Raw genomic sequence first — 21,884 nt, 5'->3', positions numbered from 1 at the left:
ACTAGTACCTATAAAGTGCATATTTAGTTATCTGATCTTCTCGAGTCTCCTTTTTGTTTTTATAGAAATTTTATTTTCTGAAATAAATAGCCCTGTTATTGTAAGTATAGTTCCGAATAGGGTAATACCTGTAATTTTCTCCCGCAGCACAATAACAGAAGTGATAACGGTTATCACAGGAACTATGTAAATATATACACTGGTTTTTACTGCACCTAAGATTTTAACCGCAGAGTTCCAGGTTACAAAGCAAAGGGCCGATGCTCCTAAGCCTAAAAATAAGATGTTAAATAGATTTACTGGTTGTATCAGTAAATCCATATTTGGTTTAAATCCAAATATAAATAATGCAGGTATCATAAACACCAGCCCATAAATAAAAATCCTGCATGTTGTCTGAATAGTATTGTAGTGAAATTCGCTTATTTTCTTTGTTAGAATAGAATAGGCAGCCCATATGATAGCAGCCAAAACAGCCAATATATCACCTAACGGATTTAGCTTTAAGATGTTGTTTCCATTAAAACTGATGAGAAAGATTCCAATAACTGCAACGGTAAATCCTATAAAAAATTTTAAATTCCATTTTTCGCTAGTTAAAAATAGATGTGCAAAAATTGCGGTAAAAAATGGAGATATGGAAATAATAACACCAACATTTGAAGCAAAGGTATAGGTTAGAGCGATATTTTCCAACAAAAAATAAAGTGTAACACCACATAAGCCTGCTGCTGCAAAATACAATTCCTGTTTTCTTTCTTTGATTTTGAGTTTATGAGGGTATACGAGCAATAGTGCAATAAAGCCTGTTGTAAATCTCAAGAACAATATCTCTATTGGCGAAATAGCCTCTAAAAGTATCTTTGTTGATATGAAGGTTGTTCCCCAAATAAAAATAGTAATAAAAGCAAATAAATGTCCTGTAATTTCCTTTTTCCTGTCCATAAAAATCCTTTCTGTATATAGATGCTTCTTTTTCTATAAACTTTTCCTCTCTTCTTAGATATCTGATACTTAGTCTATCACAAGTTGCAATATTATTCTTGTATGATATTGCTCTTTAATTTTTTTATTTCACAGGCATTTGCTATATACATTTAAAAACAATGAAGATTTTGTCTATAACGATATTTAATACAGGAATTATAGCTTTAATAATACAACTTATAATCTGTACAGGACAAACGCATGAAATAAATTTCATTTAAAATGTCCACTTTTTTTGATAAAATCATAAAAGTGGAGGTTTTAAAGTTATGAAGAATATTTATGATATGTATGATTTTTTGGAGTCATTGAAAGATATAGATGATCCAAGACAATTTAAGAAAGTAAGATACCCCATGAATGAAGTTGTGGGAATGGTTTTAATTGCATCTTTAGGAAATGGAAATGAGTGGACTGAGATAGAGGTGTTTTGTAAATTACATGAAACACTTTTAAAAAGGTATTTTAAGTTAGAAAATGGTGTTCCATCACATGATACTTTCCAAAGAGTAATAGGAATGATAGAACCCAATGTAATTCAACAGCTTCAATCTACCTGGAATGAATATATATCCAAAAATGATGGTGAGAACATAAAAAAGATACTTAACATAGATGGAAAAGCTATGAGAGGAAGTAAGACTGAATATAAAAACGCACTACACATAGTGTCAGCCTGGTGTGATGAAGATGGAGTTTGTTTTGGACAAACTACAGTAAAAGAAAAAGAAAATGAGATTTTAGCAATTCCTGAATTGCTAGATACATTACAAATAAAAGGATATATAGTAACAATAGATGCAATGGGAACACAAAGTAAAATTGCTGAGAAAATAATAAAGAAAAAAGCTGATTACGTGTTAGCAGTAAAAGGGAACCAACAAATACTGCATGATGATTTAATAATCTATTTCGAAGATGATGATTTTAGGGAAAAAATAATTAAAGAAGGAAATTATAAAAAAACAGTTGAAAAGTCACATGGCCAAATTGAGGTACGGGAATATTATCAAACAGAGGACATTAAGTGGCTAACTAATAGAGAAAAATGGAAGAATCTCAAAAGTATTGGAATTGTAGAAAAAACTATAAAGAGAAAAGATAAAGAAAGTAGAGAAATCCGTTATTACATAAGTAGTTTGGCCCCTGAAATAAACTTATTTGAAAAGGCTGTAAGAGGCCATTGGGGAATAGAAATAATGCATTGGCATTTAGATGTTACATTTAAAGAGGATAGCATTAAAACAGTTGAGGAAACAGCAAATAAAAATATGAATATAATAAGAAAATGGGCATTATCTATATTGAAATTATTGGATATGGGAAAAAAAATGAGTTTAAAATTAAAAAGATTTTCAATCAATTGTAAACCTGATGAATATATAAGTAAAATTATGGAAATATAATCGACTTGTAATCTTACTTATGTAGTTGTAAGTTTTCATGCGTTTGTCCGTAATCTGTAGAAAATATATTGACAATTTGACTAAAAAATAATATACTTAATAAAAACTTTAATAATTTAATAAAGCAAAGGCTGTGACGGAGATAAAAATATTCAATATATCAATTACAGAGAGCTAATGTTAGGTGTAAGTTGGCATTGATATGGATATATAATGATCACTCTGGAGCCTCCAAGTTGAAAGGTTTTTGCCAAGTAAACAAGGACGTTTACCAGCGATATATGGTTAGGGTTCACTATGAAGATGAATTTAATTATTGTTCAAAGTCGACCTGATAATGAGTGACAATTGGTATATCTAATTGTAAATAAGGTGGTACCGCGGAAATGTATCTCCCGTCCTTATGAGTATAAAATAAAATCATACTTATAAGGATGGGAGATTTTTTATTTATATTAAAATCTAAATAATGGAGGTATAGAACATGACACAACTAACAGAAATAAGATGGCATGGTCGAGGAGGACAAGGTGCTAAAACAGCTTCCCTGCTGTTGGCGGATGTTGCATTTAGTATAGGAAAATATGTACAAGGCTTTCCAGAGTATGGACCAGAAAGAATGGGAGCACCAATAACTGCATACAACAGGATTAGTGGAGAAAAAATACTTGTGCATTCCAATATTTATGAACCTGATTATGTTGTTGTAGTAGATGATAGCCTTTTGGACGTAGTTGATGTTACAAAGGGACTTAAAAAAGAGGGTGCAATTATAATAAACACAGAAAAGAGTCAGGAAGAAGTAAAAGAACATCTCAAGGGATATTCTGGTAACGTGTACATAATTAATGCTAGAGAAATATCGGAAGCCTGTTTAGGTAAGTATTTTCCTAATACTCCTATGCTTGCAGCAGTAGTTAAGGTAAGTAAAGTAATGGATGAGAACACATTTATTGAACAAATGAGAGATTCTTTCAAACATAAATTTTCCTCAAAACCTGAGGTAATAGAAGGCAATATGAAGGCCTTAGAGAGGTCTTTGGAGGAGGTAAGGAAATAATGGGTAAAACAAAGATAAATGAAACAACTAAATGGAGAGAAATGACTGATGGGGGAAGTATATATTTAAGTGGTAATTCAAAAGAATTTATTACTGGCAGCTGGAGAGTAGACAAGCCTATATTTGTACAGGAAAAATGTAAGCAATGTTTATTATGTGCACCAGTCTGTCCGGACAGTTCTATACCCGTTAAGGAAGGTAAGAGATTAGATTTCGATTATGACCACTGCAAAGGCTGTGGAATATGCGCAAAGGCCTGTTCATTTGAAGCAATTAACATGGTAAAGGATGAAAAATAGGAGGGGAAAATATGAGTATAAAAGAAAGACTATCAGGAAATGAAGCCATAGCAATAGCTATAAAACAAATAGAACCGGATGTAATGCCTGCTTTTCCAATAACGCCTTCTACGGAAATTCCTCAATATTTCACAAAGTATGTAGCGGATGGAAAAGTAAGGACAGAATTTATACCAGTGGAAAGCGAACATAGTTCAATGGGTGCAGCTATTGGTGCTCAGGCGGCAGGTGCCAGGACAGTAACAGCAACTTCATCATGTGGACTTGCTTTAATGTGGGAGCTTCTGTATGTTGCTGCATCCAGCAGGTTACCAATAACTATGGCAGTAGTAAACAGAGCATTATCTGGTCCTATAAATATAAATGCAGATCACTCTGATACCATGGGAGCAAGGGATTCAGGCTGGATACAGATATATTCAGAAAATAATCAAGAGGCATATGATAATTTCATACAGGCTGTGAGAATTGGTGCACATAAAGATGTACAGTTACCAGTAATGGTTTGTCAGGACGGATTTATAACAAGCCATGCAGTTGAAAATATTGAATTAATAGAAGATGAAAAAGTAAAGGAATTTGTGGGAGAATATAATCCAGAACATTATCTCATGAATCCAAATGAAACCATGGCTGTAGGTCCATATGATATATCTGCGTATTATATGGAACATAAAAGGCTTCAAGCACAGGCTATGATAAATGCGAAGAAGGTAATTTTAGAGGTAGCTGAGGAATTTGAAGAAATGACAGGAAGAAAATATGGATTTTTTGAAGAATATGAGCTTGAAGATGCAGAGTATGCAATTGTAGTAATTAACTCAACTGCAGGAACAGCAAAAGCAGCTGTAAATAAAATGAGACAAGCAGGAAAAAAGGTTGGATTACTTAAAATAAGAGTATTTAGGCCATTTCCAGCAAAAAAAATTGCAGAAGCATTAAAAAATACAAAGGTAATAGCTGTAATGGACAGAGCAGAAGGATTTTCAGCCTGCGGAGGCCCTGTTTTTGCTGAGGTAAGATCCGCAATGTTTGATGTGGAAAATACTCCTAAGATAATAAACTATGTTTATGGATTGGGAGGAAGAGATATTGCCATAAATGATGTAGAAAAAGTTTATAATGATTTAAGTGAAGTAGCTGAATCTGGAACTTGTGGTGAAACATATAGATTTTTAGGGGTTAGAGAGTAGGAGGTGGAGTATAATGGAATATAAATTTAAAGAGGAAATGAATAAACCAGAAAGATTAGTGGGCGGTCATAGAATGTGTGCTGGATGTGGTGCTCCTATTGCGGTGAGAAGTGTACTTAGGGCCCTAGGCGAAAAAGATAAGGCAGTAATAGGTTCTGCAACAGGATGTTTGGAGGTTTCTACATTTATGTATCCATATACATCTTGGAAGGATTCTTTTGTACATAGTGCTTTTGAATGTGCGGGAGCAACTATGGGTGGTGTAGAGAGAGCATATAATGCTTTAAAAAAGAGAGGAAAGATTAAGGAGGATTATAAATTCATAACTTTCGGGGGAGATGGAGGAACATATGACATAGGATTTCAATCATTGTCTGGTGCTATGGAGAGAGGCCATGACATGGTATATGTATGCTATGATAACGGAGCATATATGAATACAGGAATCCAAAGATCATCAGCAACCCCTAAGTATGCAGATACTACAACAACACCAGTCGGAGCTGTATCATCAGGTAAACCACAGTTTAGAAAGAACCTGACAGAAATAATGGTAAGCCATAATATACCATATGTGGCTCAGACAACATTTTTGGGGAATTTTAAAGATATACATGAAAAGGCCCATAGGGCAATATACAAAAAGGGACCAGCGTTTCTAAATGTGTTATCTCCATGCCCAAGAGGTTGGAGATATGAGACCCCTGATTTGATGAATATATGTAAATTGGCGGTGGATACATGCTTCTGGCCTATTTTTGAGGTTGAAGATGGAAAGTGGAGATTAAATTATAAGCCAAAAAATAAGCTTCCAATAGAAGACTTCTTAAGACCGCAGGGAAGATTTAAGCACTTATTTAAAAAAGGCAATGAATACATGATTGCTGAATTACAGGAAGAGATAGATAGGCGTTGGGAAATTTTATTAAAAAAATGTGAAGAATAGGTAGAAAAGCCATTTGTCTTTTTTATGTGGCCTATATGGGAATGAGTGTATGTTAAAGATAAGCACTGTTAAATCAATACTTATTTCTATTTTATTCATACAATAATGAAGTTTGTTACAAATAGTTAATTAATATGACATTAAACTGTAATAAATACCATGTATGATTATAAGTGTCCTAAGGAAGTACCTTAGAGAAAATAAAAAATAATGTATGTTTACATATATAAAGAAAGTAATGGTAATTACCAAACTGGTGTCTGTAGTTGCAGGGCACTTTAAATTTAAATGCAACTGCCATGAGATAGTATATTCCTAATTTTTTTAAATGGGGTATAAACACTGCTGCGTCTTTGGATAAGCGATTCTCCTAAAGGATAACGTATTCTAAGTGCTAAAGACACTAAGAATACTGTTAATAAGATTCAGAGAAAGTATCCCTTATAAGAAAACTTCATCTGAACCCAAGAATCACTTGATATTAAAAAATAGGCATATTACATTTTCATTCCTGGCATATTGCTTATTATTTGAGGATTGACCATACCAAAAATCATTGCAATATGTGCAACTATTAAAAATCCACTTATAAGTATAAAATGAATTTTTAATTTGTCATTAGATGATTTAGTCTTGAATATTATTCCTAGTTCCATTAATGCTATTGGTACTAGAAATACCACACCGCTTAAATAAGACAGCACTGCAATCACATCTACCCATGTGTGCCATCCATTATTAGTTGTAAGAGGAATTATTACATTTATAAAAAGATATATAAATATTCCTGTAAAATAAATACCATCAAATATTCCAATGATTTTATTTAAAGTTTTTATACCCCCTCTTTCAATTTTATTATGGATTATAAAGAATTCTGTAATAGTAAGGAGTTCGGCACATATTACAGGTATAGCCATAAAAATAATTAAATTCCAGGGCTGGTTATCCATTAATAAAGACATATAATGTGTCATATTCATTAGTTTTACCTCCACAATAAATGTTTTATTAATAATACCAAGGAGATATGAAGATCTTATGAAGATTGTACACAGTAATTAATGAATGTACCCTTTATCTATGCCGAAATAAATTTGTTCACAAATAGTTAATTATTATGCCATTAAGTTGTAACAAATACTACTTATAATTATAAGTGTCTTTAGTAAATAAACTCTAGTATTAAATAGATAGATTGTGAGCAATGCCCCAAATGTAAATTTAAAACAGTGTCTGTGGTTGCAGGGCACTTTAAACCCAAATGCAACTGCCAGAAGTTGATATATCAAAATTGCATCCTTAAAAAATAATATTATATAAATAGGCACTCGTCATGTAGGGTGCTTATTTTTGTTTTATGAATACATTAGTTGATTTAGGGTAGGGTTATTTACAAAACTGTAGAATCCGGATTATAAGTGATATTAAATATACATTATTTGTATTATGCATATATACTAAGTAGTGATAATATTATAAGTGAAACGAGGTGTAAAAGAATGATACTTTATCATTTCTCAAATGAAAAACATATCAAACTGGTTCCAAAGATAGGAGAAAAAAGGCGATTTGGAAAAGAGAATATTACAGGCAAAAAAGTATTATTTTTGACTACTAATCCTGAGATGTTTCTTGAAAATGATGATGGCAGTAATTTTTTTCGATATAGATATAGTATAGAACTGGATAAAAATAATCCTCATCTTCATCCTGATGATAAATTTAATGATATGCTTCAAAAGTATAATGAAGCATTCGAATTAAAGCACACTATATCTAAATGGTTTTTCTATGATAATTCTCTTGATTATTTTACAATATCCGAATGGGATAATAAATTATGCAAGTTTAATGAAAATATAAAAGTGCATTAAATAATTATTAAATATTTCTCTTTAAAAGGAGGAATTTTTTCTTTTTTCGGAGAAACATTAATGTAGTATATTGCATAAGGACAGTTTACTAATTAATGGATATAAAGAGACATATACATTTTATAAATAGAAATGTAATGTTAGCAGTATTGGAAGTTGGTAATTTAAATAGAAATAGTTTGTTTTCTTTAATAGTGTGTGGTATACTTAACAAACACCTTAAATGAATCGTAATTAATTTAAACACAGGTATATTTCATTAAGTACTTAATAATATATGCATTTATTATTATCGAAATTTTATTTAGTGTATTATGGTTATTACAAAGAGTTTAAGAAATAAAATTTTGGAGGTACTTATAATATGACAGGTACGGTTAAATGGTTTAATGAAACCAAAGGATTTGGATTTATTACAGGAGAAGATGGAAAGGATGTTTTTGCACACTTTTCTCAAATAAATTCAGAAGGATACAAATCACTTGATGAAGGTCAGAAAGTTTCCTTTGACAAAGTGAAAGGACAAAAAGGACCACAAGCAGAAAATATTACTGTTATTTAATTAATGAATATTTTATCCCTTAGATGTATCTAAGGGATTTTTGAATTATATAGAATAATTATGTCCTAGAAGAGATTGGGGTTATTTTTATAAAAATTAAGTAGGCGTTAGTTCAGGGAGCTGCTGGGGAAAATAAGGAATATATTTATTTTACTTCGTTTCACAAAAATGTGAGGTGAGAAATTGAAACAACTGAAAAAATATAAATTCCCCCTTTTTAGCAAAATACGCTATAATATTGTTAATAAAGGGGGAGGAATTCATAGTGGAAACTGTAGAAAAAACTAAAAGTAAAATAGGAATTGTATCATTTGTTTTAGGAATCATTGGACTTATAGCAGGGGCATTGCCCATAATCGGGGCATTTGTGACTATTGCTGGTCTGGTTTTGGGTATAAAGGGTCATAGCACTACACATAAAAAATTAGCAACTGCTGGCATTTTTTTATGTGTAGTGGGGTTGTTTGAGATTGTAGTAAATGGAGCTGTCTCTTATAAAGGTACAACGGCAACTTTACTTAATTCTGGTACGAATACAGCTAATATCAATATATCTAATGTAGAAAACAAAAGTACTCAAACTGTCAGAAAAATAATATTTTGCGAAAGTATAGATAATGACCTTAATCCTACAAATGTTGGTGATACTTTTAGTGTAGACAGTCAATTCTATACTAAGTTTGACAATAAAGCTCCATTTAAAACTTCAAAATTAAAAGTAACTATTTATACAATGAATGGCGGTTCTCAAAGTGTATTTTATACTGAAGAGCAGGATGTTGAGCAAGATTATACTGCTTTGGCTATACCACTAAACATTAGTACAGCAGGAAAGTATAAAATTATCATAACGCGTTCCTCTGATAATCAAAAATTAGGTGAAGGTGAGGTAACAGTTGTATTCTATAATTAATTTTTAGGACAAAATGAAATTGAAATTTTTAAGATTTTCTTTCTGTGGTGTGGGGCGATGGAAGTATGGAATGACAGGAAGAACTCATTAAAGAAGAAAAAAATCAGGTTCCACATCTGTCTGTGAAACCTGTAAATATTCGAGAGAATGTCACAATTAAAGAATTTGTAAGTGAAGTCAAATAATTTCTGAACAGTTTTCATAAATAGGACAGGGCTTAACATTACATCCTCCGCAAGCGTTTTTATCACAATGATAGCCAATTTTTTGATAATGAGTTGTAAGCTCATCACATGTAGTTACATCTTGATATTTTACGCTAATTGAAATTTTCGTATTATATTTAGGACAAAAACCAAAAATACGTTTTTTTAGAAAAATATTATTCATAATATCGCCACCTTTCATGGTGATAATTCAACAAAACAATGCTAAAACCTTTAGAAGATAATGTAAGGCTCTTTTTACTTTGCTCCAAATGATGGTAATATGATAAAATTAAGTTGTAATGAAAATTATTATGAGATATTTATGGGGGTTATATAAAATTGAATATGATGTGAAATATAAAAAGGGAGCAATTGTGGCCGAAGAAAGTGGAACGCATCAAAAGTGGTGTGCACTTATTAGAAAAGACAACAAATCATCTTGGTTAATTGATGAAATCGGAGAAGGTTAATAAAAAATAGTTGAAAAAGAACCCAAAAAGCCCTGGTCAACCCAGAGCTTTTATCAGTTAAAACATATTGAGGAACCAATATGAGTATTCTTATGGGCATTAATCATTATGCCCAATTTATCATGTTTTATATTTATCTTACACATATTCTATCCAATTACCTGAAGTATTTTTATAGAAATGTACAAACTTTAAATGCAGCATTAAAAATTGCTATATAAAGGGATATCATCATGTCAACAATCACAAAATTGATTGCATAATTATATTTTTAAAAAGCTATACTTTATTTACTTTTCCCATTTTCGCTATTACCCTATGCCATAAGGGTTTCTTCAAAAAACTTCCTTCTACACTTTCCTCCATGTCAAGAAACATCTTGTAAGGAACAGAAAATGACAGCATGTCAGTTTCAACCATAGGGCGCACTGTAATGTCAGTCAAGCCTACAACTGCTTTCGGATTTTCTTTTTGTGACTCGGCATAAGGAAGAAGAAAAATAGATTGACATCCTGAGGCAAAAGGTATCATTACATTTTCGTTTCCTGACCTATAATAGTTTGCAAGTACTGTAAGTGCTGATAACTGATTGGTATTGACGTAAAATACAATTATTTCAGGTTTTTCTTTGGTAATATCAACTTGTGACAAGGGCTTAAATATAACATACTCATATGGAATATCAGTTATTGGTAAACACTTAACAAAGTCGTCACCTAGTTCTGAATTTTTCATATATCCTTCCCCTTCAAATTTACCTTCTTTACCAACTGTCAAAAAATACTCAATTCCATTCGGATAATTAGGAAACTGCCCAAACCCTAGTCCTACTTTACCACCAGAACATCCTGTTGTTTTACGTTCAAAAACTGATATTCTACCTTTTGCTGCAGCAATAAATAACGGAATTATACAGCTCCACTTTCCTTCTTTACTCTGAAGTGCCCCTTCAGGTTTTTCACTGCTAAGCAAAACAGCTACTGGTTCATAATGTAAACCTAAACTTTTAACTAAACAGCTTTCCATAGTATTTTCCTCACTTTCGTTTTAATATAATTTTATATATAAATTTATCATTTAATTATCATAAGAATTCTTATTTATCATGATAATTAAAGTGATAAAAAACTACTTAAGATTATCATACATTTGATTTAATAGCTTTTTGATATCCAGGATTTTACTTTTGCTTATTCCTATCGTTGTTTCCTCTAATAATTGCGTAACTATAGGAATTAATTTATCCTTTAATGTCCAGCCGCGTTCGGTTAAAAAGATTTGGAAAGCTCTTTTATCTACTGGATGAGGTTTTCTAACAATCAATTTTTTCACTTGCAATTTTTCAAGAATACGGTTTGTATTTGGCTTATCTTTAAAGATGATATCTGATAACTCTCTAGGAGTAACACCTTCTTGTACCCATAAACGGTTAAGTACAGACCATTGCTCTGGTGTAACGTCATATTCCTTTAATCGTTGGAGTAATTCATTTTTTAATTTTGTATTCAATTTGTTTAGAATAAACCCCAATGAATCGTCTAAATTAAATTCCACTTATATCACCACCTTGGTTGTTGTGACAACTACATTATACTCCTATGAAAACTATCAGTCAACATATATGTTCGATTTGGCTTTCAGTAAAATATATCAAATAAATTCTCAAAATTTTAAAAATCTAATAATTAGATGAATAGGAAATTTTATTTAGATACAAAATATATTTATTTGGATGAGAATGAAAAATTATATTCTATTTTTTCCACCCCATTCACACATCATATTGAGGACAGGAATTAGTGACTTTCCTCTGTTAGATAAAGAATATTCAACCTTTGGAGGAATTTGAGGATATTCAGTTCGTACGATTAACTTATCTGATTCCAACTCTTTTAAATTGATGCTTAGAGTTTTGTGTGAAATTGTACCAATACATCTTTTTAATTCGTTATATCGAATTGCTGGCTTATATTCAGCAAGCCAATATAGAATAATCATCTTGTACTTGCCCCCAATCAGTGATAAGGTATAACCAAAATCTGTATCTTTGATATCAATTCCAGTAGGACTACAATCTTCTATTGACATATGACACTCTCCTTTATGTTAGTATATAACCAAAATGTGCGTACTTCATTTTTTATCTATTGTATTATATAATTTAGTGAAATTCAATGGAATTTAAAATATAAAAGGTAGTGTAAAAAGTTTATGAAAAACTATAAAATAATAAATTTTTAGGGCACCCATAAATGTAAGTTTGTTACAAATAACCGCAGTTGCCCTTGACAAACATTATCCAAATTTTGTTTTACCTTGAAGAGGGCGAAGGGAAAAGATATAAAGACATGACAAAAAGCCCTCTGAAAACCAATTTTAAAATTTGTCTAATTCGGTTTGTCAAGGGTTCGCTGACGGCAACAGCTGCTTTAGGGCTCAGCTAAATAGATATAAAATCTTAGGAGGTAGCCTGTGATATACAATAGTCTTGAGCTAGTTCAACAAGCTTACACCAACGAGCTGGCATGGTTTGAAGACTTTGAAGTACAGGTATTTGAACTGGAACCTTATGATTAAGTGTTGAATGAGTTCTTAGAAAATTAAAATATGCAGCAAATAATGTTACAAATGCTATAGAACCATCTGAACTATTAAAACCACAGGTTGTCCTATAACTGCCTTTAAAGGTTCTATTAAGACGTTCAATTATCTGTTTTAAAGGTCTGTATTCCTTTGAAACGTCATCATTGTTTGTAAGACCTATGACTTGAGTAATATCGAAGTTAATGTCTTCGCTTGCGAAAAAATGTTGTGCCAACAAGTAGATTGGATTACCATCAACAATGAAATTTAGTTTTTTAGGTATATCCTTAAGCTTTGATAAAACGTCGTCTAAAGCTTTAACTGCTGAAAGAGTATCTCTATTTGGTGAAACTCTATAAGAAAGAATAATTTTCTTAACAGAGTCAAAGAAAAAGAAGATATACTGCCATTTACCGTTAACTTTTATGTATGTTTCATCACCACAAAAAGAATTAGATAACTCATAATTGTAGTTATCAACAAAGGGCTTTACCACATGGGATACAGCATCAGCGTAGTTTAAAACTGTTTGATGAGATATTTTAATACCGTGAATATCCCTCATTATTGAAGCCGTCTGTCTTGAAGACATATGGTAGTTTACGTAGTAAGACATAATTAATCCTAAAGTATGAGACGAAACCATTATTTTAGGCAGACTAATTTTAGATTTAACAGGGCTTTTACTGCTAAAAGGCTTATAGTCAAAAGTAAATTCCCTAGTTATATATCTAACTTTATAGTTGTGAGGGTTATTTTTAAAGTCTTCTCTTTCTTTTTTAGTCATTGAAGCTAAATTGGTTTTATAAAAATCACACTCATCATTCTTACATTTATGCACATAAAAGTCCTTGCGAGTTTTGATTTTTTCAAGTGTTTTACCACAGTAAGGACATTTTAAAATAACGGACTTTTGAAAATAATTTTTAGGGTTAAATACTGTGTTGCATACCTTACAAAGGTATTGACCTCTGCCACCATTATTATCGTAAAGATACTGGTGGGGAGCACCACATTTAGGACACTTAACTTCTTTAGGAATGATAGTTTTATTCTTACGTGGCTTAACAGGTGTAAGTTCTTTCTTGTGACTTTCAAAATAGTTATGTAGAAGAACTTTATAATCAAGCTTTTCAGGTATTTCAAATATAGGTATTTTGTCTACCTGAAGCTTTCTATATTCCTTTTTTACTGGTTCGTCAGAGGCAGGGGTAAACATGGGTTTGCCAACTAAAAGAATAAATAATAGGTTAATCATATTGTGTAGGTAAATAATGTATTTAACAAGAAACTCGTTAATCATGCTTGTAGCTTGCTCCTTTCTTCTTTGCTGGAAATTATGACTTTGCAAATCACTAATTTACCCTAAAAGTTTGGGGGGAGCAAGTTATTTATATAAAATTGTTGAAAATAAAAGGGTTACGTCAGAAATTATATTAAAATTTTTGACAATACCGTATAAAATTTAGGGGGTAAATTATGAAAAAGAATGTTTTGGTTTTAACAGGGAGCCCTAGAAAAGGTGGAAATAGCGATTTAATGGCAGATGCTTTTATAGAAGGTGCCAGAGAGGCAGGACACCAAGTTGTGAAATTTGAAACTGCTGAAAAAAATATCATCGGATGTAAAGCCTGTGATACTTGTTTTAGCAAGGGCGTGGCCTGTTCATTTAAAGATGATTTTGGTGAACTGGTGCCCTTATTGGAAAAAGCTGACTTAATCGTGTTTGCAACGCCACTTTACTGGTACACATTTCCTACACAAATAAAAGCTGTTATTGATAAATTGTATTCTTTCATTGTAGGTCAAAGGCCTTTGAAAATAAAAGAGTGTATGCTATTGGTATGTGGTGAGGAAAAGGATAAGAAAAAATTTGATGGAATTATTAAATCCTATGAGTTTATTGCCATTAATAGGGAGTGGAATGATGTAGGAAAGTTGATTGTTCCTGGTGTAATTGATAAAGGTGACATTAAAAATACCGATGCATTAAAGAAAGCAAAGGAATTAGGTATAAGAATATAAATTATGTACTAACATTTCTCATTAAATCGATGTTAAGCAGATAGAATGCATAAGTACCTCATAAAATCCGAACTATAAACAATGAATAAGAAACTTATTATAAGTTGTAGCATAATAATTTGTCTATAATAAAATTACAGTTTATTTGTCTTAATTACTAATATTGGAAAAACAATATTAGTATTGGATTAAATGGAGGATGAAGAATAGTGAAAAGTGAAAAGGAAAAAATGTTAGCAGGTGATCTTTATTATGCAGGTGATGAAGAGTTAACTAAAGAAAGAGAGTATGCAAGAAATTTAACTTTTGAGTTTAATCATTCAAAACCAAGTGAAAAAGATAAGAGACAGGGGATTTTAAAGAAACTTATTACTGCAAAAGATTCGTTTTATATTGAAGCACCTTTTTATTGTGATTATGGCTATAATATTGAAATTGGTGAAAATTTTTATGCTAATTATAATTGTATAATACTAGATGTGAGTAAAGTTAAAATAGGAGATAATGTACTTTTAGCACCAAATGTTCAAATTTATACTGCTGCTCACCCGATTGATTCTGTCGAAAGACTCACTGGTATAGAATATGCTAAGCCGATTGTTATAGGAAATAATGTTTGGATTGGTGGTGGAGCGATAATATGTCCGGGAGTAAAAATTGGAGATAATGTAACTATAGGAGCAGGTAGTGTAGTAACCAAAAATATACCAGATAATGTAATCGCGGCAGGAAATCCATGTAGGGTTATTAAAAACATTTAAAAAATGTTTTGTGCAGCCTTATTTTGTAAAAGGTTGATAAAACTAAATCCAGTGTGTTTTATCCAGGCATCTAAATGTATATTAATTACTGCAAAAGGGGCTAAAGACATATGCATCATTGCACTTTATATAAAATATAAAAAAATGAATCCTTTTATTTGGATATTTATTAAACTAAGAACAATGCTGATACTTACTCATTTATAGGGAAAAATAGTAACATAAAAATCGTATAAAAGAGGTATATTGATGGCGTTTAATATTATTATCGGTTTCTTAATTCCATGGATATTAGGTGTATATATTTACATCAAGGAAAAAAGACTTTTTCTTGTTATATATCCTTTTGGATGTGCAGTAACTTACACAATTAACATGATAGGATTTTATTATAAGTTTTGGAGGATAAAACCTTATGAATATGATGTTTTTGCTTCATTACCATTAAATTTAGGGATATATCCGATTATTGGTACCTATTTTGTATTTCTTTTGTATAAAGGAATAAGTAAACTATACTATCTTGTAGTGATTTTTTCATTAGTAACAACTGTAATTGAACTACTAATGTTAATTTTAGGAAGAGGAGTATACGGGAACGGATGGAATATGTTCTGGACACTTATTTCATATTTAGTAGCATATATTTCAGCTTACGGTTTTTATTATTTAGTCAGAAGTAAAGGGATTTTGTAGTATAGGTCTAGTATAGAATCATAGGGTGAATATGAATTATATCATTATTTTTATTATTAAATATTAATTAATAAAAAACAGAAAATTAGTAACATTTATTTATATTGCTAATATTATAAGAGTACATAAACAAAGGATGATAAATAGCAAGGAGGAATTTTTATGTCATGCCGATCTTATAGAGGTCGTGGCAATAGAAATGTAATACCAATAATAATACTATTGTTATTATGTTCCGGACATGGATACAGAGATTATGATTGCTAGATAAGAAAAAAGAGTTTTGGAAAAATAAAATGGATCCTATAAAGTAGACAATTAATAAAAAGAGATATTCTATCTCAAATTAATTGATTCTACTTTATAGGATCTTTTTGTTATACTTAAAGTATGAAGTTAGAAGAGTGTTGCTATAAAGAAAAATTTGAATCAGAATATCCTGCAGGAAAGCTTCTATCACAGATTTTATCTGATGTGGAGATTGATCGTACTATGCCATTTAAGGCGGATAAGTACAATTTGGCCAATAAGGACTAACGTTTGATTTTTTTTAAATAGTCACTTCATGCCTTTGGACAAGGGTGTAGGCTTCATTTTTACTCATAAGTACCGATATTTATACATAAGGCGTAGAATCATGTAATTCGCTAAAATTTTTGTGTCTTCTACAATTTCTGTGCTAGAATTTATCTTAGTAATACGTTAAATTGGAGGATGATCATATGGCTACAAGGTGCAAAGAGTGCATATTTAAAGATTTAGATGGAGGAAAATACCCATGTAATGGTTGCAGTGAAATTATGGATATAACTGGTGCAAAATGCATTGAAAGCCATTTTAAAACAATAGTTAAATACAATAAGAATATTAGACCTAAGGAAAGGCTGGAGGATAAATTAAACGAGATATTGACTCTTACAAATAAAAAAATGATTTATGTGGAATATAAAGACCTGAAAGATGGAAATATGATGTTAACAGCTTTCTTAAATAATGGCAAGGATATTGAAGTATACCAGATAGTGGATGCGGGAGAGGAACTAGTGGAGAATGTGGTTTTGTTGGATGAGGATTTATTACATAAAATAAACAAGATAACAAAAAGGGGAGTTTAGTATTCTCATCTTTCTTTGACAGCTATTTATATAATTTTTTAAGTTGTTGAATAAATAATTTTTTACGTAACTCCGATCCTGGAAATAATCACTGAGGAAGCGGCGGCATTAGCCCATGAGGGTGAAGCGATTTTAAAAGAAATGTGTATGCTGGACGTGCCGGATCATTTGGAGCGGCTTGACCTAATAAGCAATTTTTAGGATTTGGCCAAAAGGGAAATATTAAAAATGTGCAAGTGTCAATACACTTGCCTTGCCTGTTGTTTTACGGATTGTCAAACAGCAAGGGAAAATCGAGCTTACTATCCCTTAAAGATCTATAAAAATTCTTTTTCAGAATATGTTATGAATTTTTTGGTTGCTGGTGAAAGTTTATCTGCATTAGGCACGGTTATGCCAAGAGAAATATGATTTTCCTTTTGCTAAGGGATGATTCAATGGAAGGACAGCCAATGCACCGCAATACTGGAATAACTCCCAATTCGAATGGTTCCTATATTCAATCCGTTAATTTCAAAAACAGTTTGGAAAAAATCCTTCTCTAAACGAAGCAGTTCACGCAGAATCGGCCGACAAGCTGTTGGCGATAATGATATGCTATCGGCGCATGTTGCGCTCTTGTACGGCGCCGATAAATTGATTTTGCTTTCGGATATAGATGGACTTTATGAACAAGACCCGCATGAAACCCAAAATGCACAGTTAATCCAGCAAGTATCCTGTATTGATGAACATATTAAAAAATTGGCAGGAGGGAGCGGAACTCCCAGAGGGACTGACGGCATGATTACAAAACCGTGCGGCAGAGTTGGTCACTCTTCACAGCTGCGAAATGTTCATTATCAACGGTACTTATCCTGATTATATTTATTCTATTTTAGAGGGGGTTCCTGTAGGAACCTGTTTTAAGACAATAAAAGGAGCATAGAAAATGGATATTAAAATCTCAAAAAATTGTCTGAATTATGTACGAGAGCAGCTTTAATGGTACTGAGTTATGAAGCCGAGATGGAAGAAAACTCTATTAGCTGCCAGATAAGTTTTAGCTTATCAACTGCTTATTAGATAGTTATTAGAATATTGCTAAAATAGGATATAATAATATTGAGGGCGTAAATAAAAATTATACTATATATTGTGCGTAACACTTGATTAAGTTCAGGTGCTTTTTGATATGTGTAAATATTTATTTAACCTGTACAAAATAATATAGTAACAATTGATGTATATAATACATAATAAAACATGTATAATATATTATTAGGCATTGAGGATATTTAGGCCAGTGTCCGTGATTGCAGGGTACTATAAATTTAAATGCGATTAGCATAAATTCATATATTTACCACACCTTTAAAATAAAAGAACATTGAAAATAGGCACTCGTCATCTAGGGTGCTTATTTTTTATATTGTTTACAAATAGTTGTTATATATGACATTAGACCGTAACAAATACCCTATATAATTATAAGTATTCTAAGGAAATAGCCTTAGAGAAAATTAAAACATTTGCTTGTAATTATCCCCTTGGAGAGGTCAACACCTCTCCTTTTCTGATTATTAAAAGTTTATGCATCATGACTACTACAGGAGGATTGAGGGTGAGGTGAAACATAAAAAATAATAAAAAATTTCCATTAAGTTCATATATTATAAATAGTTACAATATATTATAAGTTTATAACATATAAAATTGAGAAGAAGGGATCTATATTGAAAAAGGTAGTTATAAAAATAATATGGGCTATTATAGCCACTGCAATGTTACTTCCTTTTATATTAACAATGATAATTAGTTATCCAAAAGCTATACGTAGGATGATCTGTAATTTTTAATTTGAACTAATTTAGAAAACTTTCTAACGCAAGAATACGATTTTGAGGGATTTTCAAGTATAACATTGTCGTTCGGCTCCACCTGAGAATAAACAAGAGTATTTAAAAAAATAATAAAAACTAACAAAACTCAAATAAATGAAATCTCGTTTTTTAAGGAATCAGTTAAATGGAGTTTTCGTTGGCTACGCAATATTGTACTAGATGTAGTTGGATGGAATCAGCAGGTAAATGGTAAAATAAGACCACTGGGAATACCAACCATATCTGAAGATGAACTTATATGTTTGCCTATAAAAATTAAAGATTTTATAATGTATTTCTTTGATATTATAATTTAAGCTTCAAAAGAAAATACAAAAACAGCTGTATAATTTAGGTAATAAAATATGATATAATAAATATAAGTATATGGTATGTAAGGAGGAGTGAAGCTGTTGGATGAAGAAATGAAAAGCATACTTACAAAACTGTTAGAAGGACAGGAAAAGCTTACAAGTGAAGTTCAGAAGAACTCAATTAAGCTGGAGAGTATAGAAAAGAAGATTGATATAATAGCAGAGGTGCAAACGGCACATAAAGAACAGAATGAAAAGGCACATAATGAAATCATCAAACCTTTAGGTGAAAAGATTAGCGTAATAGAATTGGCAGTTAAAGACACCTCAAAAGATGTTAAAGAATTAAAAGATAAATTTGATAAGGTTGAGAAAGTTACTATTCAAAATACATATGATGTAGCATACTTAAAGGCAACTAAATAAATAGAACATATAAGCACTTGCTGTGATATTGGCCGAAGATTGGGCATTGATTGATGAAAATAAAGCTAATTGTTCTAAGTGTTCTGTAAATGAATTCTTATATGGATTACGTCGTTCATATGTGTATGTAAGAGATAGGCACTGTTAAGTCGGTGTCTATTTTATTCATAAATAGTTAACTATTATGTCATTAAGCTGTAACAAACATTAATTATAATTACCTTTAATAGATAAACCTTAGTATTAAATAAATAGCTTGTAATCAATAACCCAAATATATATATTTAAGCCAGTGCCTGTGGTTGCAGGGCACGTTAAATATAGATGCAACCGTTAGAAATCGATATATCAAGATTCTATCCTTAAAAAAATATTATTAAAATAAGCACTCGTTATTTAGGGTGCTTATTTTTATATTATTTACAAATAGTTATTACAAAGGACATTGGATTGTAACAAATACCGTATATAATAAATATCATAACAGATTATAAATTAGTTCCCCACATGAAGATTTAACCCGGTGTCTGTGGTTGCAGGGCACTTTAAATTTAAATGCAACCACCACTCTAAGCCCAATATAAGAAATAAGCACTCGTCATCTAGGGTGCTTATTTTTGTTTTATTGGAAAGAGATGCGTAGGTCTTTTACACATCTCTTAAATTCAACCATTAATATTAAGTTTTTCTTTAATTGCAGTCTGTATGACTTGAGAGAAGTTAATGTTATTTTTTTCAGCTAAAGATTTTAACCATTGTGGCATAGTCACAGTTGTTTTAACAGAAGTATTTTGTATGGCTTCACGATATAGTGGCATATAAACATCAACCAATAAAAGTATTTCATTCTTATCAAGCTTGATTTTATTAATTGGTGAAGGAGAAGGGATTTCTATATCATCTTCCTCCATACCGAATAAGTGCAGAGCTAAAACTTCTTTAGCATTTTTGATAGCTTCATCTATAGTACTTGCATTAGATACACAACCTGGTAAATCAGGAAATGTAATACCTACATTATCTTTGTATTGAGTTATTATAGATGGATAAATATAAATATCTTTTTTCATGGCAACCTCCTATGGAAATTTTATATATTAAACTTTCAAGGGAAAAGGGAGGGATTAAGAAAATTTAATCCCTGTTTGTTTTTCAATACTCTTTATGTTTTTTATTCCTAAGTCTTTAACTGGATGCCTTACTGTTGCTAGTTTATGACCGTCTGTATATTGGTGATGGTCGCCAACAACTCTTTTTAAATACCATCCATGTGATTCAAGTATCTTGATTACTTCCCTTGATGAGTAAGATTTCATTCATTTCCCTCCCTGCAATTACAGTATGACACGTCTGATTAGACGTGTCAAGCAAAAAATATAAATAATTGAAAAAATGGAATAAAAATTTAGTTTGCAGGTCAAAGAAGGTGAGAGGTATGAAGATAAGAGAAATCCTGAAAGAAAAGCTTAAGGAGGATAAAAAATTAAATAAAGATAAACCAAGGAGAGGCGAATACCTCTCCTTTTCTGATATAGAAAAATTGATGCGGCATGAGTGTTACAGAAGGGTAAAGGGTGCTGTTAGAAGGGTGAGGTAGGAATGAAAATAATACAGGGAATTGCAGCAGTTATATTAATAATTCTTATTTTAGATTTTTTATGGCAGTGGATTACCTTGCCTTGGAAGATTGATAAAAGTAATGATTTACTTAGAGAAATTTTGGAAAAGTTAGAACATAGAGAGGAGTATTTATAATGCATAATCTATCAATTCCCTAACAGAGAATGGAAAGGGTGTTCACCTGCAGATGTAAGAATACTATTTGTGGGTATGGGTTTGAATAACTTACATAAAATACACCAATACTTTATATTTGAATATAATAATTAAGTAAATAATAAAATGGGATGATTAAATAATGATATGTCCTTTCTGTAATTTATGGGATGGTTACTGGAGACAATATCGTATTAATGCTGAAACAGCTATACAAACTGCATTGCAAAGAGTACCGGGACAGGTACTAAGAGTTGAAGTAGATACTGAAGATAGTTTATTGGTATACGAAATTTACATTAGAACTGCTAGTGGAATGATATATGAAGTTACAATAGATGCTAATACTGGAGAAATACTTGAAGTAGATAGGCAGAATGATTAAATCTATGAGCCTTATGCAG

Annotated in this window: 29 protein-coding genes and 1 other annotated feature; of the genes, 20 read left to right on the top strand and 9 right to left on the bottom strand. The window is 31.3% G+C overall.

What is annotated here, in order from left to right; all coding sequences use genetic code 11:
- Positions 1 to 27 precede the first annotated feature (27 nt).
- Positions 28 to 945, bottom strand: coding sequence for a DMT family transporter (locus tag BS101_RS16465; protein WP_073539813.1), 918 nt, complete (start codon positions 943 to 945; stop codon positions 28 to 30).
- A gap of 311 nt (positions 946 to 1,256) precedes the next feature.
- Between BS101_RS16465 and BS101_RS16460 the strand changes: the two genes are divergently transcribed.
- From BS101_RS16460 to BS101_RS16440, 5 genes are all read left to right on the top strand, one after another.
- On the top strand, positions 1,257 to 2,393 hold the full coding sequence (locus BS101_RS16460) for an ISAs1 family transposase (RefSeq protein WP_242951310.1): 1,137 nt from the start codon (positions 1,257 to 1,259) through the stop codon (positions 2,391 to 2,393).
- A 124-nt stretch (positions 2,394 to 2,517) separates the two neighbouring features.
- Positions 2,518 to 2,799 (top strand) — a binding site (T-box leader).
- A gap of 78 nt (positions 2,800 to 2,877) precedes the next feature.
- A complete protein-coding gene (locus BS101_RS16455) occupies positions 2,878 to 3,453 on the top strand; it encodes a 2-oxoacid:acceptor oxidoreductase family protein (protein ID WP_073539812.1) in 576 nt (191 codons plus the stop codon).
- Entirely contained in the window at positions 3,453 to 3,752 is a 300-nt protein-coding gene (locus tag BS101_RS16450; protein WP_073539811.1) for a 4Fe-4S binding protein, read from the top strand. Before BS101_RS16455 ends, BS101_RS16450 begins: the two co-directional genes overlap by 1 nt.
- Positions 3,753 to 3,763: 11 nt before the next feature.
- A complete protein-coding gene (gene porA / locus BS101_RS16445) occupies positions 3,764 to 4,945 on the top strand; it encodes a pyruvate ferredoxin oxidoreductase (RefSeq protein WP_073539810.1) in 1,182 nt (393 codons plus the stop codon).
- 13 nt (positions 4,946 to 4,958) lie between these two features.
- Entirely contained in the window at positions 4,959 to 5,891 is a 933-nt protein-coding gene (locus BS101_RS16440; RefSeq protein WP_073539809.1) for a thiamine pyrophosphate-dependent enzyme, read from the top strand.
- Between the two features lie 497 nt (positions 5,892 to 6,388).
- Here BS101_RS16440 and BS101_RS16435 read toward each other — a convergent pair whose 3' ends face one another.
- Entirely contained in the window at positions 6,389 to 6,874 is a 486-nt protein-coding gene (locus tag BS101_RS16435; RefSeq protein WP_073539808.1) for a DUF6803 family protein, read from the bottom strand.
- A 519-nt stretch (positions 6,875 to 7,393) separates the two neighbouring features.
- On the opposite strand from BS101_RS16435, the gene BS101_RS16430 reads away from it, so the two are divergent.
- The 3 genes from BS101_RS16430 to BS101_RS16420 all read left to right on the top strand — a co-directional run bounded on the left by BS101_RS16430 (position 7,394) and on the right by BS101_RS16420 (position 9,243).
- Positions 7,394 to 7,768, top strand: a complete 375-nt coding sequence (locus BS101_RS16430) for a hypothetical protein (protein ID WP_073539807.1) — start codon at positions 7,394 to 7,396, stop codon at positions 7,766 to 7,768.
- A 364-nt stretch (positions 7,769 to 8,132) separates the two neighbouring features.
- Positions 8,133 to 8,330, top strand: coding sequence for a cold-shock protein (locus BS101_RS16425; protein WP_073539806.1), 198 nt, complete (start codon positions 8,133 to 8,135; stop codon positions 8,328 to 8,330).
- A 265-nt stretch (positions 8,331 to 8,595) separates the two neighbouring features.
- The gene (locus BS101_RS16420; protein ID WP_073539805.1) at positions 8,596 to 9,243 is read left to right on the top strand and encodes a DUF4190 domain-containing protein; all 648 of its coding nucleotides are present in this window, start codon (positions 8,596 to 8,598) and stop codon (positions 9,241 to 9,243) included.
- Positions 9,244 to 9,420: 177 nt separating this feature from the next.
- On the opposite strand, the gene BS101_RS16415 is transcribed toward BS101_RS16420, so the two are convergent.
- Positions 9,421 to 9,633, bottom strand: coding sequence for a hypothetical protein (locus BS101_RS16415; protein ID WP_073539804.1), 213 nt, complete (start codon positions 9,631 to 9,633; stop codon positions 9,421 to 9,423).
- A gap of 130 nt (positions 9,634 to 9,763) precedes the next feature.
- Here BS101_RS16415 and BS101_RS16410 point away from each other — a divergent pair, with 130 nt between their 5' ends.
- Positions 9,764 to 9,922: a DUF4829 domain-containing protein gene (locus BS101_RS16410; RefSeq protein WP_198039502.1), complete on the top strand. Its 159-nt coding sequence runs from the start codon at positions 9,764 to 9,766 to the stop codon at positions 9,920 to 9,922.
- Between the two features lie 279 nt (positions 9,923 to 10,201).
- Here BS101_RS16410 and BS101_RS16405 read toward each other — a convergent pair whose 3' ends face one another.
- The 4 genes from BS101_RS16405 to BS101_RS16390 form a co-directional block, all read right to left on the bottom strand.
- Positions 10,202 to 10,948: a DUF169 domain-containing protein gene (locus BS101_RS16405; protein ID WP_073539803.1), complete on the bottom strand. Its 747-nt coding sequence runs from the start codon at positions 10,946 to 10,948 to the stop codon at positions 10,202 to 10,204.
- A 102-nt stretch (positions 10,949 to 11,050) separates the two neighbouring features.
- Entirely contained in the window at positions 11,051 to 11,476 is a 426-nt protein-coding gene (locus BS101_RS16400; protein ID WP_073539802.1) for a MarR family winged helix-turn-helix transcriptional regulator, read from the bottom strand.
- Between the two features lie 192 nt (positions 11,477 to 11,668).
- On the bottom strand, positions 11,669 to 12,010 hold the full coding sequence (locus BS101_RS16395; RefSeq protein WP_073539801.1) for a winged helix-turn-helix transcriptional regulator: 342 nt from the start codon (positions 12,008 to 12,010) through the stop codon (positions 11,669 to 11,671).
- A 370-nt stretch (positions 12,011 to 12,380) separates the two neighbouring features.
- Positions 12,381 to 13,763, bottom strand: a complete 1,383-nt coding sequence (locus BS101_RS16390; RefSeq protein ID WP_207649431.1) for a DDE-type integrase/transposase/recombinase — start codon at positions 13,761 to 13,763, stop codon at positions 12,381 to 12,383.
- A gap of 221 nt (positions 13,764 to 13,984) precedes the next feature.
- Here BS101_RS16390 and BS101_RS16385 point away from each other — a divergent pair, with 221 nt between their 5' ends.
- The 8 genes from BS101_RS16385 to BS101_RS16355 all read left to right on the top strand — a co-directional run bounded on the left by BS101_RS16385 (position 13,985) and on the right by BS101_RS16355 (position 19,704).
- Positions 13,985 to 14,530 carry a flavodoxin family protein gene (locus BS101_RS16385; protein ID WP_073539800.1) on the top strand — a complete coding sequence of 182 codons (546 nt, stop codon included), beginning with the start codon at positions 13,985 to 13,987 and terminating at the stop codon, positions 14,528 to 14,530.
- Positions 14,531 to 14,739: 209 nt separating this feature from the next.
- Positions 14,740 to 15,291 carry a sugar O-acetyltransferase gene (locus BS101_RS16380; RefSeq protein WP_073539799.1) on the top strand — a complete coding sequence of 184 codons (552 nt, stop codon included), beginning with the start codon at positions 14,740 to 14,742 and terminating at the stop codon, positions 15,289 to 15,291.
- 249 nt (positions 15,292 to 15,540) lie between these two features.
- Positions 15,541 to 15,987 (top strand): CBO0543 family protein, encoded by a 447-nt coding sequence (locus BS101_RS16375; RefSeq protein WP_073539798.1) that lies wholly within the window; start codon positions 15,541 to 15,543, stop codon positions 15,985 to 15,987.
- A 390-nt stretch (positions 15,988 to 16,377) separates the two neighbouring features.
- Positions 16,378 to 16,524 (top strand): hypothetical protein, encoded by a 147-nt coding sequence (locus BS101_RS23455; RefSeq protein ID WP_198039501.1) that lies wholly within the window; start codon positions 16,378 to 16,380, stop codon positions 16,522 to 16,524.
- A gap of 185 nt (positions 16,525 to 16,709) precedes the next feature.
- On the top strand, positions 16,710 to 17,102 hold the full coding sequence (locus tag BS101_RS16370; RefSeq protein WP_073539797.1) for a hypothetical protein: 393 nt from the start codon (positions 16,710 to 16,712) through the stop codon (positions 17,100 to 17,102).
- A 228-nt stretch (positions 17,103 to 17,330) separates the two neighbouring features.
- Entirely contained in the window at positions 17,331 to 17,513 is a 183-nt protein-coding gene (locus BS101_RS23450; protein WP_073539796.1) for a hypothetical protein, read from the top strand.
- Between the two features lie 75 nt (positions 17,514 to 17,588).
- On the top strand, positions 17,589 to 17,963 hold the full coding sequence (locus tag BS101_RS16360; RefSeq protein WP_242951309.1) for a hypothetical protein: 375 nt from the start codon (positions 17,589 to 17,591) through the stop codon (positions 17,961 to 17,963).
- A 1,405-nt stretch (positions 17,964 to 19,368) separates the two neighbouring features.
- Positions 19,369 to 19,704, top strand: coding sequence for a hypothetical protein (locus BS101_RS16355; RefSeq protein WP_242951308.1), 336 nt, complete (start codon positions 19,369 to 19,371; stop codon positions 19,702 to 19,704).
- A gap of 665 nt (positions 19,705 to 20,369) precedes the next feature.
- Here the strand turns inward: BS101_RS16355 and BS101_RS16350 are convergent.
- Positions 20,370 to 20,774 (bottom strand): type II toxin-antitoxin system HicB family antitoxin, encoded by a 405-nt coding sequence (locus tag BS101_RS16350; RefSeq protein ID WP_073539795.1) that lies wholly within the window; start codon positions 20,772 to 20,774, stop codon positions 20,370 to 20,372.
- Between the two features lie 54 nt (positions 20,775 to 20,828).
- Entirely contained in the window at positions 20,829 to 21,020 is a 192-nt protein-coding gene (locus BS101_RS16345) for a type II toxin-antitoxin system HicA family toxin (protein WP_012103621.1), read from the bottom strand.
- 119 nt (positions 21,021 to 21,139) lie between these two features.
- Here BS101_RS16345 and BS101_RS23445 point away from each other — a divergent pair, with 119 nt between their 5' ends.
- From BS101_RS23445 to BS101_RS16340, 3 genes are all read left to right on the top strand, one after another.
- A complete protein-coding gene (locus BS101_RS23445) occupies positions 21,140 to 21,301 on the top strand; it encodes a hypothetical protein (protein WP_198039500.1) in 162 nt (53 codons plus the stop codon).
- A 2-nt stretch (positions 21,302 to 21,303) separates the two neighbouring features.
- On the top strand, positions 21,304 to 21,459 hold the full coding sequence (locus BS101_RS22925; RefSeq protein ID WP_156876070.1) for a hypothetical protein: 156 nt from the start codon (positions 21,304 to 21,306) through the stop codon (positions 21,457 to 21,459).
- Positions 21,460 to 21,622: 163 nt separating this feature from the next.
- Positions 21,623 to 21,865, top strand: coding sequence for a PepSY domain-containing protein (locus BS101_RS16340; RefSeq protein ID WP_073539794.1), 243 nt, complete (start codon positions 21,623 to 21,625; stop codon positions 21,863 to 21,865).
- Positions 21,866 to 21,884 lie beyond the last annotated feature (19 nt).

It is taken from the genome of Clostridium kluyveri (assembly GCF_001902295.1).
GTDB lineage: Bacteria > Bacillota > Clostridia > Clostridiales > Clostridiaceae > Clostridium_B > Clostridium_B kluyveri_B.
Note: the sequence above shows the minus strand (reverse complement) of the source record. Positions and strands in the feature narration are given on the sequence as shown.

Excerpts from the sequence above, each read along its gene's own strand:
- BS101_RS16390 (WP_207649431.1), bottom strand. The coding sequence starts at position 13,763 with ATGATTAACCTATTATTTATTCTTTTAGTTGGCAAACCCATGTTTACC.
- BS101_RS23455 (WP_198039501.1), top strand. The coding sequence starts at position 16,378 with ATGAAGTTAGAAGAGTGTTGCTATAAAGAAAAATTTGAATCAGAATAT.
- BS101_RS16460 (WP_242951310.1), top strand. The coding sequence starts at position 1,257 with ATGAAGAATATTTATGATATGTATGATTTTTTGGAGTCATTGAAAGAT.
- BS101_RS16385 (WP_073539800.1), top strand. The coding sequence starts at position 13,985 with ATGAAAAAGAATGTTTTGGTTTTAACAGGGAGCCCTAGAAAAGGTGGA.
- BS101_RS16440 (WP_073539809.1), top strand. The coding sequence starts at position 4,959 with ATGGAATATAAATTTAAAGAGGAAATGAATAAACCAGAAAGATTAGTG.
- BS101_RS16345 (WP_012103621.1), bottom strand. The coding sequence starts at position 21,020 with ATGAAATCTTACTCATCAAGGGAAGTAATCAAGATACTTGAATCACAT.
- BS101_RS16410 (WP_198039502.1), top strand. The coding sequence starts at position 9,764 with ATGAGATATTTATGGGGGTTATATAAAATTGAATATGATGTGAAATAT.
- BS101_RS22925 (WP_156876070.1), top strand. The coding sequence starts at position 21,304 with ATGAAAATAATACAGGGAATTGCAGCAGTTATATTAATAATTCTTATT.
- BS101_RS16435 (WP_073539808.1), bottom strand. The coding sequence starts at position 6,874 with ATGAATATGACACATTATATGTCTTTATTAATGGATAACCAGCCCTGG.
- BS101_RS23450 (WP_073539796.1), top strand. The coding sequence starts at position 17,331 with ATGTGCAAGTGTCAATACACTTGCCTTGCCTGTTGTTTTACGGATTGT.
- porA (WP_073539810.1), top strand. The coding sequence starts at position 3,764 with ATGAGTATAAAAGAAAGACTATCAGGAAATGAAGCCATAGCAATAGCT.
- BS101_RS16465 (WP_073539813.1), bottom strand. The coding sequence starts at position 945 with ATGGACAGGAAAAAGGAAATTACAGGACATTTATTTGCTTTTATTACT.
- BS101_RS16370 (WP_073539797.1), top strand. The coding sequence starts at position 16,710 with ATGGCTACAAGGTGCAAAGAGTGCATATTTAAAGATTTAGATGGAGGA.
- BS101_RS16415 (WP_073539804.1), bottom strand. The coding sequence starts at position 9,633 with ATGAATAATATTTTTCTAAAAAAACGTATTTTTGGTTTTTGTCCTAAA.
- BS101_RS16350 (WP_073539795.1), bottom strand. The coding sequence starts at position 20,774 with ATGAAAAAAGATATTTATATTTATCCATCTATAATAACTCAATACAAA.
- BS101_RS16430 (WP_073539807.1), top strand. The coding sequence starts at position 7,394 with ATGATACTTTATCATTTCTCAAATGAAAAACATATCAAACTGGTTCCA.
- BS101_RS16395 (WP_073539801.1), bottom strand. The coding sequence starts at position 12,010 with ATGTCAATAGAAGATTGTAGTCCTACTGGAATTGATATCAAAGATACA.
- BS101_RS16375 (WP_073539798.1), top strand. The coding sequence starts at position 15,541 with ATGGCGTTTAATATTATTATCGGTTTCTTAATTCCATGGATATTAGGT.
- BS101_RS16425 (WP_073539806.1), top strand. The coding sequence starts at position 8,133 with ATGACAGGTACGGTTAAATGGTTTAATGAAACCAAAGGATTTGGATTT.
- BS101_RS16340 (WP_073539794.1), top strand. The coding sequence starts at position 21,623 with ATGATATGTCCTTTCTGTAATTTATGGGATGGTTACTGGAGACAATAT.
- BS101_RS16405 (WP_073539803.1), bottom strand. The coding sequence starts at position 10,948 with ATGGAAAGCTGTTTAGTTAAAAGTTTAGGTTTACATTATGAACCAGTA.
- BS101_RS16455 (WP_073539812.1), top strand. The coding sequence starts at position 2,878 with ATGACACAACTAACAGAAATAAGATGGCATGGTCGAGGAGGACAAGGT.
- BS101_RS23445 (WP_198039500.1), top strand. The coding sequence starts at position 21,140 with ATGAAGATAAGAGAAATCCTGAAAGAAAAGCTTAAGGAGGATAAAAAA.
- BS101_RS16360 (WP_242951309.1), top strand. The coding sequence starts at position 17,589 with ATGGTTCCTATATTCAATCCGTTAATTTCAAAAACAGTTTGGAAAAAA.
- BS101_RS16450 (WP_073539811.1), top strand. The coding sequence starts at position 3,453 with ATGGGTAAAACAAAGATAAATGAAACAACTAAATGGAGAGAAATGACT.